The organism is Arthrobacter pigmenti (assembly GCF_011927905.1).
In the GTDB taxonomy this organism is placed as follows: Bacteria; Actinomycetota; Actinomycetes; order Actinomycetales; family Micrococcaceae; genus Arthrobacter_D; species Arthrobacter_D pigmenti.
This window is the reverse complement of the sequence record NZ_JAATJL010000001.1, coordinates 1,033,704-1,048,186: the sequence shown is the minus strand read 5'-3', so window position 1 is coordinate 1,048,186 and position 14,483 is coordinate 1,033,704. Positions and strand designations below refer to the sequence as shown.

The 14,483-nt window shown below is 65.1% G+C and carries 12 protein-coding genes and 1 tRNA gene; 4 read left to right on the top strand and 9 right to left on the bottom strand.

Annotated elements, in window-relative coordinates; translation table 11 throughout:
* Positions 1-15: 15 nt before the first annotated feature.
* The 4 genes from BJ994_RS04805 to BJ994_RS04790 all read right to left on the bottom strand — a co-directional run bounded on the left by BJ994_RS04805 (position 16) and on the right by BJ994_RS04790 (position 3,970).
* Positions 16-906, bottom strand: a complete 891-nt coding sequence (locus BJ994_RS04805) for a DMT family transporter (RefSeq protein WP_167992046.1) — start codon at positions 904-906, stop codon at positions 16-18.
* 13 nt (positions 907-919) lie between these two features.
* Positions 920-1,528, bottom strand: coding sequence for a CDP-alcohol phosphatidyltransferase family protein (locus tag BJ994_RS04800; protein WP_342450286.1), 609 nt, complete (start codon positions 1,526-1,528; stop codon positions 920-922).
* Between the two features lie 63 nt (positions 1,529-1,591).
* Complete coding sequence (locus BJ994_RS04795) at positions 1,592-2,431, bottom strand: phage holin family protein (protein WP_167992044.1); 840 nt, start codon at positions 2,429-2,431, stop codon at positions 1,592-1,594.
* Positions 2,432-2,533: 102 nt separating this feature from the next.
* Positions 2,534-3,970: a sugar porter family MFS transporter gene (locus tag BJ994_RS04790; RefSeq protein ID WP_167992041.1), complete on the bottom strand. Its 1,437-nt coding sequence runs from the start codon at positions 3,968-3,970 to the stop codon at positions 2,534-2,536.
* A 218-nt stretch (positions 3,971-4,188) separates the two neighbouring features.
* Between BJ994_RS04790 and BJ994_RS04785 the strand changes: the two genes are divergently transcribed.
* Positions 4,189-5,412 carry a multidrug effflux MFS transporter gene (locus tag BJ994_RS04785; protein ID WP_167992038.1) on the top strand — a complete coding sequence of 408 codons (1,224 nt, stop codon included), beginning with the start codon at positions 4,189-4,191 and terminating at the stop codon, positions 5,410-5,412.
* A 104-nt stretch (positions 5,413-5,516) separates the two neighbouring features.
* Here the strand turns inward: BJ994_RS04785 and BJ994_RS04780 are convergent.
* The 5 genes from BJ994_RS04780 to BJ994_RS04760 form a co-directional block, all read right to left on the bottom strand.
* A tRNA-Asn gene (locus BJ994_RS04780) sits at positions 5,517-5,589 on the bottom strand.
* A gap of 54 nt (positions 5,590-5,643) precedes the next feature.
* Entirely contained in the window at positions 5,644-7,707 is a 2,064-nt protein-coding gene (dnaG, locus tag BJ994_RS04775; RefSeq protein WP_167992036.1) for a DNA primase, read from the bottom strand.
* Between the two features lie 55 nt (positions 7,708-7,762).
* Complete coding sequence (locus BJ994_RS04770; RefSeq protein WP_342450285.1) at positions 7,763-9,046, bottom strand: deoxyguanosinetriphosphate triphosphohydrolase; 1,284 nt, start codon at positions 9,044-9,046, stop codon at positions 7,763-7,765.
* A gap of 46 nt (positions 9,047-9,092) precedes the next feature.
* The gene (dusB, locus tag BJ994_RS04765) at positions 9,093-10,271 is read right to left on the bottom strand and encodes a tRNA dihydrouridine synthase DusB (RefSeq protein WP_167992032.1); all 1,179 of its coding nucleotides are present in this window, start codon (positions 10,269-10,271) and stop codon (positions 9,093-9,095) included.
* A 139-nt stretch (positions 10,272-10,410) separates the two neighbouring features.
* The gene (locus BJ994_RS04760) at positions 10,411-11,928 is read right to left on the bottom strand and encodes a YibE/F family protein (RefSeq protein ID WP_425339365.1); all 1,518 of its coding nucleotides are present in this window, start codon (positions 11,926-11,928) and stop codon (positions 10,411-10,413) included.
* Between the two features lie 137 nt (positions 11,929-12,065).
* Between BJ994_RS04760 and BJ994_RS04755 the strand changes: the two genes are divergently transcribed.
* From BJ994_RS04755 to BJ994_RS04745, 3 genes are read left to right on the top strand one after another with little or no spacing between them, the layout of a single operon-like run.
* Positions 12,066-12,821: an alpha/beta hydrolase gene (locus tag BJ994_RS04755; protein WP_167992029.1), complete on the top strand. Its 756-nt coding sequence runs from the start codon at positions 12,066-12,068 to the stop codon at positions 12,819-12,821.
* Between the two features lie 26 nt (positions 12,822-12,847).
* A complete protein-coding gene (locus BJ994_RS04750; RefSeq protein ID WP_167992026.1) occupies positions 12,848-13,660 on the top strand; it encodes a DUF1295 domain-containing protein in 813 nt (270 codons plus the stop codon).
* A gap of 3 nt (positions 13,661-13,663) precedes the next feature.
* Positions 13,664-14,479: a lysophospholipid acyltransferase family protein gene (locus BJ994_RS04745; RefSeq protein ID WP_167992024.1), complete on the top strand. Its 816-nt coding sequence runs from the start codon at positions 13,664-13,666 to the stop codon at positions 14,477-14,479.
* Positions 14,480-14,483 lie beyond the last annotated feature (4 nt).

The window sequence follows — 14,483 nt, the reverse complement described above, 5'->3', positions numbered from 1 at the left end:
AAGCGGCGGCAGGCGTTACCGCCGTCGTGCTTCCTTCTGCCGCTTGACAACATCTGGATGGTGCCGCGACAGGGCTATCACCCCAACAATAGCAACGAACGCCGCTACCCCCATGGCAATCGCGATCACAGATTCGACGTTGGGCTGAAGTTCGCCCAGCACGATGATTCCGACGGCGATGCCGACGATCGGGTCGATTACGGTGAGCCCGGCGATCACCAGATCCGGTGGACCGGTTGCGTACGCGCTCTGCACGAACCACGAGCCCAGCGCTGCGGCTGCAATGATCGCGAGAACGCTGTAGAGCGGAACGTTGAGGATGAACCGGCCGTTTGGATCCAGCAGGTGGGTCGCGATGATCTTGGTCAGCACCGCAACGAACCCGAACAGAACACCCGCGCCCAGGATGTAGGCAAAAGCGTTCAGGCGCCGCTTGAAGGCCACTGCGAGGGTCCCGAACAGGGCTACCGCAATGCACAGCAGCAACACGGCGGTGAGCTCCTGGTCCGGCAGCACCACGTGGTCCTTGCGGGTCACGTTGACCGCAAGCAGCACAAACAGCGCGCTTCCCGTGACACATGCAGCGATGGCGACGACCGTGGCACGGTTGATCCGCACTCCCTGGTCCTTCGAGTTCACGATCGTGGTGATGACAAGCGCGATCGCCCCGATCGGCTGCACGACGGTGAGGCTGGCCAGGCTGAGCGCCACCACGTTCAGGACCATTCCCACTCCGAGGAGGATGAGGCCGAGGATCCACCGGGGGTTTCGCAGCAAGCGCATAAAGCCCGTGGAGTTCAGTGAGAGCCCGCCGGTGTTGGAGCGCACCGCGCTGCCCTGGCGTTGCGCACCGACGGCGAGGAAGCAGGCGCCGAGCAGTGCCAGGACAATTGCTAACCAGGCCATGCGCCTGCTTTCATCATGCCGAGCGCTCCAAACGGTACTTGCGGTGGGCCGCAGTGAAGTAGCCGTAGAAGGCAATCAGGTGGCCAACGCAGCCAAGGATCAGCAGCACGTTCGCGGTGATGGTGAGCCAGGGTTGGTCGAAACCTTCCACCCGCTTCAGGAGCAGAAGCGGCGAACCGACCAGCAGCAGGGCCGTGCGTATCTTGCCCACCGTTGTGACCGGCAGGTGTACGGGGCCGTGGAACAGTATCAGCGCGTTGATGATGAGGATGGCGTCAGGGATTACGATCGACCACACCAGCCATGCCGGTGCGATCCCGTCCACCACGAACGTCACGGCTATGACAATCAGCGCAGTGCGGTCCGCAACCGGGTCCAGCCACTTCCCCACCGACGACACCTGGTCGAACCGTCGTGCGATGTACCCGTCGATCCAGTCCGTGGAACCCAGCAGGACCAGCGTCACGACGGCGGCCGAATAGTTGCGCTGGACGATGAACAGGACAAACAGCGGCACGCCACAGAAACGCACGACCGTAAGAATGTTGGGTACGGTCCAGAAAGTGTTCAATTCGGGCCCAGGCTGCCCCGGCTTACCCCCCGCGCCAATAAGTCTGATCACTGTCCCTCCGCTCCCATTATGCAGGCCCCGAACGTCGCAGCCCGCCAGGCGGAGTCCGAACCGCTACTTGGCAACCAGCCTGCGCACCATGACGGCGATCGCGGCCGCGGATGCCGCGACGACGCTTAACGGCTTCCAGCGATCGGCGAGGGTGTGGTCGTGCCGGGCCGGAGCCTGTCCGCCCGGTGCGGCGGATTTCGACGCGTGCGCACGGGTTACAGCTGCGTCTTTTGCATGAGCCGCCGAGGCTTTGGCGTGGGTCGCGGCGTCCTTCGCGCGGGATTTCGCACCACTGAACTGCGCCTTGAAGTCCATTCCGCGACCCAGTTCGTCGCGGGTTTCGGCGATATGGTCGCGGCGCCGGCCCGAGCGGCTGCGCAGTTCCGCGTACGACGGCTGTGGCGGCTTCGGCGCGCCGTCGTCGTCCTTGTGCTTGGGCTTCTTTTCTTCGGCGGGCTTCTTCACATCCAGCGTGGCCGGGTTGAACTGTCGGCCCTCCTTCAGCACGCCGATGTCGTACTTGATGCCGCGAATGGCATCCTCGGGCAGGAGCGGCAGCGCCTTCTTGAAACGGGACAACCCCATGAGCGCTGCAATGGCCGCGATGATCAGGAAGAGTGCGGCGAAGCACAGGGCACTGAGCCATGCCGGCATGACCGTGGCAAGGCCCATGATGGCCGCGACGATCAGCGCAATCACCAGGAAGGCGAGGAAGACCAGCGCGACCACGAAGAAGGCCGCAGCAATGCCGGCTTTGATGCCTTTCTGCTTCAGCTGTTCCTTGGCGAGCGAGAATTCGTCGCCAAACTGGCGGGGTGTCAGCCGCAGCAGCAGCTTGATCAGCCCAATGATCGACGGCGTGCCGCCGGATCGATTAACCCGCGTGCTGCCCGAGCTTTCCATGTGCCCTGCCTCCATCAGTTTGTCCTGCGCACTGTTTCAGACTGTTCCCAAAATTACCACTGACGCATATTCGATGCGGCGCCCCACCGGGCGCTTCGGCACCTAGCCCGCCACGACGTCGTCCCTGTCTTCGAGTTCACGGCCCGCGTATTCCTCGAGCCGGGTCTTCACGAACCAGAACGAAACCACCGCAAAGCCCGTGAACACGGCATACATGATCCAGACACCCAGGTTCTCGCTGACCCAAGGGAACGCGAGGGTCACAATGAAGTTGAAGATCCAGTTGACCATGGTCGCAACGCCCAAAGCGATGGCCCGGATGCGGTTCGGGAACATCTCCCCGAGCGTCACCCACATGACCGGGCCCCAGGTGGCTGCGAAAAAGACCACAAAGAGGTTGGCGCCGATCAGCGCGATCGGCCCCCAGATCCCGGGCAGCGACACGTCTTCGCCGCTGCCTGTGGCCTGGGCGAAGGAGACGGTTGCTGCCAGCAGCCCGACGAACATGCCTGCGGAGCCGACCAGCAAGAGCTTCCGCCGCCCGATCCGGTCGACGAAGAAGATGGCCACGAACGTCATCGCAACGTTGATCACGGAGGTGATCACCGACGTCGTGAATGAGTCGCTCTCGCTGAAGCCGACCGACTGCCAGAGGGTGGTCGAGTAGTAGAAGATCGCGTTGATTCCCACGAGCTGCTGCAGCGCTGCGATGGCCATGCCCACCCAGAGGATGGGTTGGAGTCCGAGCGCCGGCCCGCGAAGATCTCGGTAGCTGGCCTTGTCCTCCATCCGCAGCGTGGAGCGGATTTCATTCAGCCGCGTCGAGGTGTCCTTGATGCCGGTCACCCGGGACAGTACGTGCGCAGCTTCAGCATCGCGTCCGCCGCGGATCAGGTAGTGCGGTGATTCCGGGATGGTCAGGGAGAGCACGCCATAGATGATCGCGGGTACGACGCCGACCAGCAGCATCCAGCGCCAGGCCGGCAGTCCCCACCAGAGTTCTCCTGTGGCGCCTCCTGCGATATCAGCGAGCCAGGCATCAGAGAGCAACGCCGCGAAGATACCCACGGTGATGGCGAGCTGCTGGATGGACGCCAGTCCGCCGCGCCACTTCGCCGGCGCAATTTCCGCAATGTAGCCGGGTGCGATGACCGAGGCGATGCCAATCGCGCCTCCCCCGACCAGCCGCCAGAACATCAGGTCCCATTCGCTGAACGCAAAACCTGAACCCACGGAGTTGACCAGGAAGAGGATGGCAGCGCCGAACATGACCCGTTTGCGCCCCAGCCGGTCGGCCAGGTCACCAGCGAACCAGGCTCCGGCTGCGCAACCTAGAAGGGTGATCGCGACGGTAAAGCCCAGGACAGCCTCTCCGAGGCCGAAATCCTCCTGGATGGCATCCACTGCGCCGTTGACGACGGCCGTGTCGAAGCCGAAGAGCAAGCCGCCCACCGCAGCAGCAACGGAAACACCGATGACCTTCCCGGTGTGCGGCTGTACCGAGGCGCCGCCTGTCCTGTTTCCACCGCTAGCATCCACGTCGTGCTCCTTCACCTTCTACTTGCACTTCAGCCTACGTCAATACAAAGCACACTGAGTAACATCCGGGGCTTGCGCAGGGGCTCTAGGATAGATGTTGATTCGCTGTGGCAACCACACTGCGTTTTCCCCGGCTTCGGCATCCGTTTCAGCCAGCCTCCCATCCCTGCCTGCAGCGTCGCAGTGCTTCGTACCTCTGTTCGCATGTTAGGTATCCGTTGAGTACCATCACCCATCCCGGCGACACCCTCTCCCGCCGCCAGAAGCTGGTCTACGTCATCATCCTCGGCACCCTGACGGCGCTTGGTCCCTTCACCATCGACCTCTATCTGCCAGCGTTCCCAGCCCTGCAGGATGACCTGTTCGTGACGGAAGCGGCGGTTCAGCTCACTCTGACCGGAACCATCGTGGGATTCGCGGCAGGCCAGTTGCTGGTTGGCCCGTTGAGCGACAAGGTCGGACGGCGGCTGCCGCTGATCCTGGCCACAAGCCTCCATGTGGCGGCATCGCTTGGTGCGGCCCTGTCGACCGACATCGGCATGCTGATGGTGTTCCGCGTGCTCCAGGGCGTGGGCGCGGCCGGCGGCGGCGTGGTCGCCATGGCAATGATCCGCGACCTCTTCAGCGGCTACCCCCTCGTGCGCATGCTCTCCTACATGGCGCTGGTCAACGGCATGGCCCCCATTTTCGCTCCAGTGATCGGTTCGCAACTGCTCGTGGTCATGCCGTGGCCGGGCATCTTCTGGTTCCTGGCAGCCTATGGCTTCCTGGTCATCCTTGCCGTGAGCTTCCTCATTATCGAGACACTCCCGGCTGACCGTCGGAAGGCATCGTCGTCGACTGCGCTCCAGCGGTACCGCGCGGTGCTCACCGACCGCATCTTCATCGGAGTCCTGCTCGTGGGCGGCATGAACTTCGCAGGCCTCTTCTCCTACCTTTCGGCGTCACCCTTCCTCTTCCAGGACGTATACGGGCTGGATCCGCAACAGTACGGAATCCTGTTCGCCGTGAACTCGCTCGGGATCGTGGCTGCCGTCCAGATCAGCGCGCGGGTGGTGCGGAGGGTTGGGCCGCAGTGGATCATCGCGTGCTCGACTGCGGCCATGTTCCTGATGGCGCTGACCATAATCGCAACCGACTACCTGGGTCTCGGTTTCTGGGGCACAGCCGTACCCCTGTGGTTCTACATCATGGCCGCCGGCTTCACCTTCCCCTGTGTGCAGGTCCTCGCGCTGGCGAACCACGGCGCGCAGGCAGGCACTGCGGCCTCCCTGCTGGGAGCGACGACGTTTGGCCTTGCGGGGATCATCTCCCCCATCGTCGGAGTACTGGGGATCGACTCAGCGACTCCCATGGCGGCAGTCATGGCCTCCTGCATAGGACTCGGTGCGGTGTTCCTCTGGACGGTTGTGCGCCCACGCACGGTGCCCGCGCTGCACTAGCAGGGTGGGGCGAACCATCCGGGGCGGCGAGCAGCCAACGAGAAAGGCTGCGGTTAAAGAGAAAGGCTCCTGACCTACGTTTCCGCAGGTCAGGAGCCTATTTGCTCCCCCGACTGGACTTGAACCAGTAACCCTTCGATTAACAGTCGAATGCTCTGCCAATTGAGCTACGGGGGAAAGCAGCGAGAACAACTCTACAGAGGAACAGCCGCGAAGTGAAATTGGCTGGGCCTAGTCCGAACGCAGTGCGCGGCGCTCCATCTCAAGCTCCATGAGCTCGCGGTTCAGCTGCTGAAACAACGCCGGATCGGCGCTCGAGTCCAGCCGCTGGAGGGCACTGAGCTTCTCCGCTTTCAGGCGGGTGATACGCAGTTCCGAGAGCCTGTTCAGGATGTCCCTGCAGTAGAGAGCAAGCGCGTCAGCATCCTTCGCGGGCAGCGGCGTCACCGCGAGCTCGCTCACGAACCCTCGCAGTACCTCCGGGACTTCCTGGCGGACCCGTTCAACCCAATTTGAGGAAACATCGGCCGACGACGACGTTGCACCGGACGCGCGCACCGCATCGTGCAATGCTGCGTAGGCCGGCACCGAAAACCGGGAATCTGCGAACCGTTCCCACTGGGCGGCATCAAGGAACTCGGGATGCTGCAGCACAACCTCCAGCGCCTCACGCTCCATCCGCGCCACAGGATCCCTCGGGTCCGGGCGGCTGAACCGCGGTGCCTCGGCTACCGGCTCCTGCGGCTGCCCTGACGGGGACGGCGCGCCGCCGTCGTCGTCCTTCCGCCAATCACGGCGCTGGTCTCCCGCACCCGGACGACGCCGGTCATCGGACTGGCTTGCCCGGTTACCTTGATTGCCCCGGTTGCTCTGGCTTGCCTGATTTCCTTGACTTCCCTGGTGGCCTTGGCTTCCCTGATTCCCCTGGTTACCGGGCGGAGGGCCGGCCGCGCGTTTGGCCGCCGCCGCAACGGCCCGCACCACCTGGTCCTCTCCGACGAACTGCATTCCGAGCCAGCGCGAAAGTTCGCGGGTATAGATGGACCGGAGGGAGACGTCGCGGATGTTCGCGACAATGGGCGCTGCGTGCCGCAACGCCTTCATCTGGCCCTCGCCGGTGGAGAGATCGAACTGCTCGAACGATGCCTTGATGGCGAACTCGAAGAGCGGCCGGCGGGTGGCAATGAGGTCTTGAACAGCCTGATCTCCGGCGCTCTGCCGCAGCTCGCACGGATCTGCACCGTCCGCCCCGACCGCAACATAGGTCTGGGAATTGAAGCGCTGGTCCTCCTCGAAGGCGCGTAGCGCGGCCTTCTGTCCCGCGGCGTCGCCGTCGAAGGTGAAAATCACCTCGCCACCCGTGCCGTCGTCGGACAGTAACCGCCGGGCTATCTTGATGTGGTCCGCCCCGAAAGCGGTACCGCAGGTTGCAACGGCCGTACCGACCCCCGCGAGGTGGCAGGCCATCACATCGGTGTAGCCCTCAACGACCACGAGCTGGCGCGTCTTCGCGATATCCCTCTTCGCGAGGTCGATCCCGTACAGCACCTGCGACTTCTTGTAGAGCGAGGTTTCCGGGGTGTTGAGGTACTTGGGCCCGGGATCATCCTCAAATAGCTTGCGCGCACCGAAACCGACCGTTTCACCCGTGATCCCGCGGATGGGCCAGATGAGGCGTCCCCTGAACCGGTCATAGAGCCGCCCGGCGTTGTTCGAAGACACGCTGAACATCCCGGTGAGCTTCAGTTCATCGAGCGTGAATCCCTTGCCCGTGAGGTGGCTCAGCAGCCCGTCCCATCCCTGCGGCGCGAAACCGACGCCGAAGTGCTCAGCGGCCGCGCGGTCGAAACCCCGTTCCTGCAGGAAGGCACGCCCAACGGCCGCCTCCGGTGTCAGCAACTGGTCGCGGTAGAACTCGGATGCAATCTTGTGCGCGTCGAGGAGACGCTGACGCTTGCCGGTATCCTCCCGCCGGGAACCCGTGCCGCCGTCCTCATACCGCAGCTCGTACCCGATACGGGCAGCCAGCTTCTCCACTGTCTCAGCGAAAGAGGTGTGGTCCAGTTTCTGGATGAACGAGAACACGTCCCCTCCTTCACCGCAACCGAAGCAGTGATAGGACCCCATCTGCGGACGCACGTGGAAGGACGGCGAACGCTCATCATGGAACGGGCAGAGTCCCTTCCAGGAACCCACACCGGCGGACTTTAGCGTGACGTAGCCGTCAACAACTTCCTTGATGTCTGTGCGCTGGCGAACCTCATCGATGTCTTCGCGCTTGATGAGTCCAGCCATGCCAACCAGTGTATGTGCAGCCGCCGACACTCCCGGTGCCCGCTCCGATAAGCCTCTACCAGAGGGCTGGAACAGGTCCGACGACGCGTTCGTGAAGGGTCAGCGCTGAGGCGTCGGTGAGGGAAGCGACCTGATCGATGACCACGCGGAGGCGGGCGTCGTCGTCGTTCGCTTCCTTCCAGTCCGCCGCGAACATCGGCTCCAGGTAGCGGTCCCCGGCCGCAGCCATCTGCTGTACGAGGGAGGAGAGCACCTCCCGCTGCCGCTCGTAGATGGGCTGACGGTGGACGCTTGTCATCACAAAAGTAGTCGCCAGTCCTTTCATGACGGCGATCTCCGTCACGGTCTCTTCGGGCACCACCATTTCCGCGGCATAGCGGGTCAGCGGATCCGTGCCGTAGATCCCGCGGGTGGTTTCCAGCGCACTCAGGCAGAACCGCCCGATGAGCTGGCTGGTCATGTCCTTCAACGCAGCCATGGCCTTGCGGCTGCCGTCAGCTTCGCGGACCCACACGTCGGTCGCCTCGAGCCGGGCGAGCGCGGCGTCGACGGCGGCGGGATCCGAGTGCGGCAGGTACCACTGCTGGGTGTAACCGACTACGCGTGCGCGGTGGTCGGGATTGTCCATCCACTTGAGCTGGAAGTGGCCGGCGACAATGGCGTCTTCGACGTCGTGGACGGAATAGGAAATGTCATCGGCAAGGTCCATTACCTGGGCCTCCAGGCAGGACCGGCCGGCCGGAGCCCCGGCCCGCAACCAGCTGAAGACCGGCAGGTCATCAGTGTAGGCACCGAACTTCGAGGTGCGATGCCCGTGGATGACGGGGGCTTCCTTTGCCGTCCAGGGGTACTTGCAGGCGGCGTCAAGACTGGCACGGGTCAGGTTGAGGCCTGCGGGTGCGCCGTCCGCGCGGGTTGCCTTCGGCTCCAACCGGGTGAGCAGGCGCAGCGTCTGCGCGTTGCCCTCGAAACCGCCGATCGAGTGAGCAAGGTCATTGAGCGTCGCTTCGCCGTTGTGCCCGAACGGCGGGTGACCGAGGTCGTGGGAGAGGCAGGCGGCGTCCACAATGTCGGGATCGCACCCCAGGGAGCGGCCGAGCTCCCGGCCAACCTGGGCAACTTCGAGGCTGTGCGTGAGCCTTGTGCGGACGAAGTCATCAGTGTCTGGGGCCACCACCTGCGTTTTGGCGCCGAGCCGGCGCAAGGCCGACGAGTGCAGGACGCGTGCGCGGTCACGCTCGAAGTGGGTACGGTGCGTACTCTTTGGGGATTCATCCGCCCAACGCTGCATGTCAGCGTCGGTGTAGCCGGGAGTAAGCGGGTTCTGGTTCTGGTTCACTGCGTTATGGCTGCCTTCATTTGGTCCTGAGCCGGCCGGTCGGGTTTCAGCCACCGGAGACATCCACTTCCGCTGCAGCGATGTCGGCCTGCTGGTCGGCGTTCAGCCGGCGGGCCTCCAGCCAGCGCTCCGGCAGCGCGGTGCGTTTCGGCGAACCTGCACGCCCGCGTGGTCCTTCCGCGTCAACACCGGGATAGGGGGATGACCGGTCCAGCTGGTCCAGGAGGCCTCGCAACACCTCGAGGGTGGGAACGGCCGCCAAGGCGGCGCGAAGGTCTCCGCCGACCACGTAGCCCTTGAAGTACCATGCCATGTGCTTCCGGATGTCCCGCAGCGCCATCATCTCGTTGCCGAACGTATCCACCAGCAGTTCAGCATGCCGGTACACAGTGTCCGCCACCTGGCCCAGACCGGGCTTGTGCCGCTGGTCGCTGCCCTCAAAAGCATTTACGAGGTCACCGAACAGCCACGGCCGGCCCTGGCAGCCGCGGCCAATAACAACGCCGTCGACGCCGGTCTGGTGAACCATGCGGATGGCATCCTCGGCGCTCCAGATGTCGCCGTTGCCCAGGACCGGGATGTCCGGAAGTGCATCGCGCAGCTCAGCGATGGCGTTCCAGTCTGCCGTTCCCGAGTAGAACTGAGAGGCCGTGCGGCCATGGAGAGCGACGGCGGCTACGCCGGCATCCCGGGCAATTTTCCCCGCTTCGCGGAAGGTCAGGTGATCCTCGTCGATGCCCTTGCGCATCTTGATGGTCAACGGGATGCCGCCGCGGCTCGCCTCACGCACGGCGGTCCGGACGATCGAGGTGAACAGGTCCAGCTTCCAGGGCAGGGCTGCTCCCCCGCCCTTGCGGGTGACCTTGGGCACGGGGCAGCCGAAGTTCAGGTCAATGTGGTCCGCGCGGTCCTCCTCGACGAGGATGCGTACGGCTGCGCCCACCGTCTTCGGGTCTACGCCGTAGAGCTGGACGGAGCGTACTTTTTCGTCGTCGTCGTGGGAGATGATTCGCAGGGACTCCGGGTTGCGCTCAACGAGGGCACGGGACGTCACCATTTCGGAGACGTAAAGTCCCCCGCCGTACTCGCGGCACAGCCTGCGGAACGCGGTATTGGTGATGCCGGCCATGGGAGCGAGAACCACCGGAGTGTTCACGGTTATGCCGCCGAGGCGCAACGGCGCAAGATCCAGCCTCGCCGCGGTTGAAGTTGGTGCAATGCTCACCCGTCCATTGTCGCAAGACGGGGCAAATCGGAGAGTCCGGCGGCACCTGCCCAACGGATCCGTCGGCTTGGCGCAGGCGACGCGGCATCACAGCGCCGTCCTGTGCGGAAAGGAAACGGATTCGCCGATTCGGTGCAGGTCAGCGGAAATTCTGCTCGCGGAGGGCGCGGCGACTTGGAAGCGGTGCGTCTTCCCCAGCCTGCGGTGCGGCGTCCGAACCCGCGGCGTCAGAGCCCGCGGTCACGCCACCCGCTGCGGCACCAGCGGCGTTGGAACCCCGGGCAACGCCACGGGACGCTGAAGCTTCCTCCGCTGCCGCTTCCTCGGCTGCGAGCGCCGCGGGCGTAGCGTCCTCAGGCACGGTGGCGTGTCCGACGGCGCGGGGGCCAGCGCCGTCGTCGTCGTGCGGTGAATGCGTACGGGTACCGACGGCCTTGACCACCAGCACCGCAACCAGCGTGGTCACCGGAATCGCGAGAACCAGGCCGATCGATCCCACGAGCGTGCGCAGGACTTCCTCGGCGAGTTCGCCGCTGGTCAGCGACTCCACCAGCGAACTGTCCTGCAGCGAGACGAGGAGCAGCAGGGGCAGCGCCGCTCCGGCGTACGCGAAGGCGATGGTGTAGACCGTGGAGGCGATGTGGTCCCGGCCGATGCGCATGGCCCCGGCGAACAGCCGCCGGGTGGGGGTATGGGGCGCGAGCTCGTACAGTTCCCAGACCGCTGAGGATTGGGTGATCGTCACGTCGTTCAGCACGCCGAGCCCCGAAATGATGAGCCCGCACAGGATGATTCCCGAGAGCGAGACCTCCGGCGCGGCATTGATCAGCGCGCTCGAACTGTCGCTGCCGACACCCGTGAGGTTAGCGGTGTCGGTTGCCCACGCAGCCAGCAGCGCAGTGATACCGAGCCCGAAGATGGTGCCGAGCAGCGCCGTCGACGTTCGCGCGGAGAAGCCGTGCGCAAAATAGAGGACGCCGATCATGATCACCACCGAGCCCACGAGTCCAAGCAACAGCGGCGGCTTGCCCTCCACGAGGCCGGGGAGCACGAACTGGGCCAGGACCACCAACGCGCCCACCAGCCCGATGATCGCCCGCAGCCCGCGCCAGCGCGCCACCGAAACGACGACGACGGCGTACAGCACCGCGAGCGCCGCCATCGGAAGGGTGCGGACGAAGTCGACGAAGATGTACGGTGCACCGGCACCGCTGATGACGCCCTCGAGGTTGAGGTACCGGATGGAATCGCCCGGGTCGACCTGCCCTGAGCGGGCCACCTCGGGGTTGAGTTCCACGGGAACGGCAGAGCCGCCGGCATCAGGCAGGGTGTAGGCCACCTGACACTGCTGTGCCTCACCGCCGGCATCGACCGTCGGCTGGGACGACGGGCAATCCTCCAGCACCACCCGCTGAACGGTGCCCACGTCCATGGAAGTCCCCGGGGCGGTCGCGAAAGGGCTTGGGACGGCGACCTCGGACTGGTTGCCGGTCGGCCAGAGCAGAAACATCCCGATGATCGTGATGATTCCGAGGGGAACAAGGACCGCCGCGAGAAGCAGGTTTGCCCTTCTCCGCGTTCCCATCATCGCGGCCTTCTGCTCCGAACTCAGAGAGGAACCAGGCTGGTCCGAAACGTGGATATGGCTGTGGCCCACTTGAAGTTCCTTGCTGTCGGCGTACTGCTGGCAGGATGGATACGGCCGGTCTCCTGCATGGTCCCGAAGAGGATTCTACGCAGTTGGTCAGCCGGCGGCCGGAAGGCGGTCCGGCACTGTCAAGCAATGGAGGGTGCATGGCGAGGGAACGATTCAGCGAGGCGGACGAGAATCCGGCGAGCGCAATGGCGCACGCACCGGAGGTGATGATCCGTCCGGGCGAGGGTCCCGTCCGTGGCGTGGCGCTCGTGCTGCATGGCGGCCGCGCGAACAGTTTCGAACCGGTACGCTCGCGGCATCTCAGCCCCGCCCGCATGGTGCCCTTCGCCCGCCTGCTGCACTCCTGGGGAGCTTCCGCCGGGCTGGAAACCTGGAGCCTGCGGAACCGGGTGAGAGGCTGGAACGGAACGCACATGTCGCCCCTGCACGATGCCAGGTGGGCACTGGAACGGATCCACCAGCGGCATCCGGGCGTCCCCGTCTACCTCCTCGGCCATTCCATGGGCGGACTGACAGCGCTGTGTGCGGCGGATGACCCGCAGGTCCGGGCCGTGGTCGCCCTGGCGCCGTGGCTGGACAGTACGACCCCGGTCCAGCAGGTGGCGGGCAAGCGCATCCTCATCATGCACGGGGCCGCAGACCGGTGGACGTCACCGCGTCAGTCGCTTCGATTCGCCGAGCGCGTACTGTCCATCGCCGACGAGGTCCACTACGCCACACTGCTGGGCGCCGGGCATTTCATGTTCAGGAAGATCCCGGTGTGGCACGAGCTCAGCGCGTCGTACCTGCTCGACTCGCTCACCCGCGACACCGGCGCACCCGTCGAAGCGAAACGTCTGCGGCGCGCTGCCGCGCTTCTCGAGCAGAACTCGCCGCTCGCCGTAACCCTCTGACGTCCCGACCCTGAGAAAAGGACCCCATGCCCGCTTTCCCCCTGACCGAATTCCTGGCAGGCTTCGCGCTGTCGGTGGGCGGCGTCGTCGTACTGCTTGTGCTTGTGTTCGCGGTCGCGGTGGCGCAGAAGCGCCACGCCGTGATCGACACGGCCTGGGGGCTGGGCTTCGTCCTGGTTGCCTGGCTCACCTTCCTTGCGTCGATGAACGACGACGGCGACGACGGCCGACGCTGGCTCATGCTCATCCTCACCACTGTGTGGGGTGTACGGTTGGCTGTCCACATCGGGTGGCGGGCACGGGACGGTAAGGAAGATCCCCGCTACGAGGCCATGCTGAGCGACACCCCCGGCTCCCGCAATCTGTACGCGATCCGGCGCGTGTACGTGCCGCAGGGTGCGGTCCTGTTGTTTGTGTCGCTGCCGGTCCAGGTTGCGATGTACTCGCAGGCGGCGCTGGGGTGGCTGGCATGGTTCGGCGCTGCCATCTGGTTGGCGGGGATGCTGTTCGAGACCGTGGGCGATGCACAGCTCTCCGCCTTCAAAAGCAATCCGGCCAACCGTGGCAAGGTGTTGGATTCGGGCCTCTGGCGCTATACCCGCCATCCCAATTACTTCGGCGACGCGCTCGTGTGGATCGGCCTGTTCCTCGTGGCGGCAGACTCCTGGCCCGGAGTTCTGACCGTCCTCTCCCCCGCCCTGATGTACTGGGCGCTGGCTCACAAGACCGGCAAACCGCTAACCGAGCAGCGGATGAATTCCCGACCCGGCTACCGGGAGTACATCACAAGCACCAGCGGGTTCTTCCCGCTCCCGCCCAAAGCCGGACGGGGAGCGTGAACCATGACGTGGACGCCTAGGCCGAGCAACCGGTTTTACCGGCTCGTGGTCCGTTCGGGGCTGCTGCTGCGCTGGATCTTCCGGATCAGGATCATCGTGAGCGGACAGGAGAACCTCCCGCCGACCGAACCCCGCACGGGCCTTTCTCGCACCCCTGAGCCAGGCCGCGGAGCGGTTTTCGCCATCACGCACTTCGGCTACGTTGACTTCGCATTCGCCGAACTGGTGCTGTGGAAGCACTCCAATGCACAACTGAAGTTCCTGATCACCAAGGCTGCGGCGTCGCACTGGTTGGCCGGTCCTGCCATCCACGCATGCGGACACGTCGTGGTGGACCGCAGTGCCGGGGCAGCAGCGTATGAGGGCGCGTTGCAGAAGTTGCGCGACGGCGAGTACGTGGCAATCCTTCCGGAAGCCGGGGTCAGCCGAAGCTTCACGGTCCGGGAGTTGAAAACCGGCGCGGTCCGGCTCGCTGCCGAGGCCGGTGTGCCGCTAATTCCCATCTCCGTCTGGGGAGCGCACCGGCTCCTCACGCGCGGCCACCCGTTCTCGCCGTCCCGCGCCTGGCGGGCGCCGGTCCGCGTGCACATCAGCGAACCAATCCGCCACTCCCCCGAATCCGACGTAGTCGGCGAAACCGGGCAGCTGCGCGCGGAACTGCAGGACGGGATTGATCGCGGCATTGCCGACTTCCCTCTTCGCCCGCCCGCAGGCACCTGGTGGCAGCCGGCGCACCTTGGCGGCGGCGCCATGACCGAAGCGGAGCGGGTAGCGGCGGACCAGCACGACGCCGAAACGGGCCGCTACCGCCGGGGGTGATCCC

Coding starts and splice junctions, on each gene's coding strand:
- BJ994_RS04795 (WP_167992044.1), bottom strand. CDS start 2,431: ATGGAAAGCTCGGGCAGCACGCGGGTTAATCGATCCGGCGGCACGCCG.
- dnaG (WP_167992036.1), bottom strand. CDS start 7,707: ATGGCTGGACTCATCAAGCGCGAAGACATCGATGAGGTTCGCCAGCGC.
- BJ994_RS04755 (WP_167992029.1), top strand. CDS start 12,066: ATGGCGAGGGAACGATTCAGCGAGGCGGACGAGAATCCGGCGAGCGCA.
- BJ994_RS04750 (WP_167992026.1), top strand. CDS start 12,848: ATGCCCGCTTTCCCCCTGACCGAATTCCTGGCAGGCTTCGCGCTGTCG.
- BJ994_RS04805 (WP_167992046.1), bottom strand. CDS start 906: ATGGCCTGGTTAGCAATTGTCCTGGCACTGCTCGGCGCCTGCTTCCTC.
- BJ994_RS04745 (WP_167992024.1), top strand. CDS start 13,664: ATGACGTGGACGCCTAGGCCGAGCAACCGGTTTTACCGGCTCGTGGTC.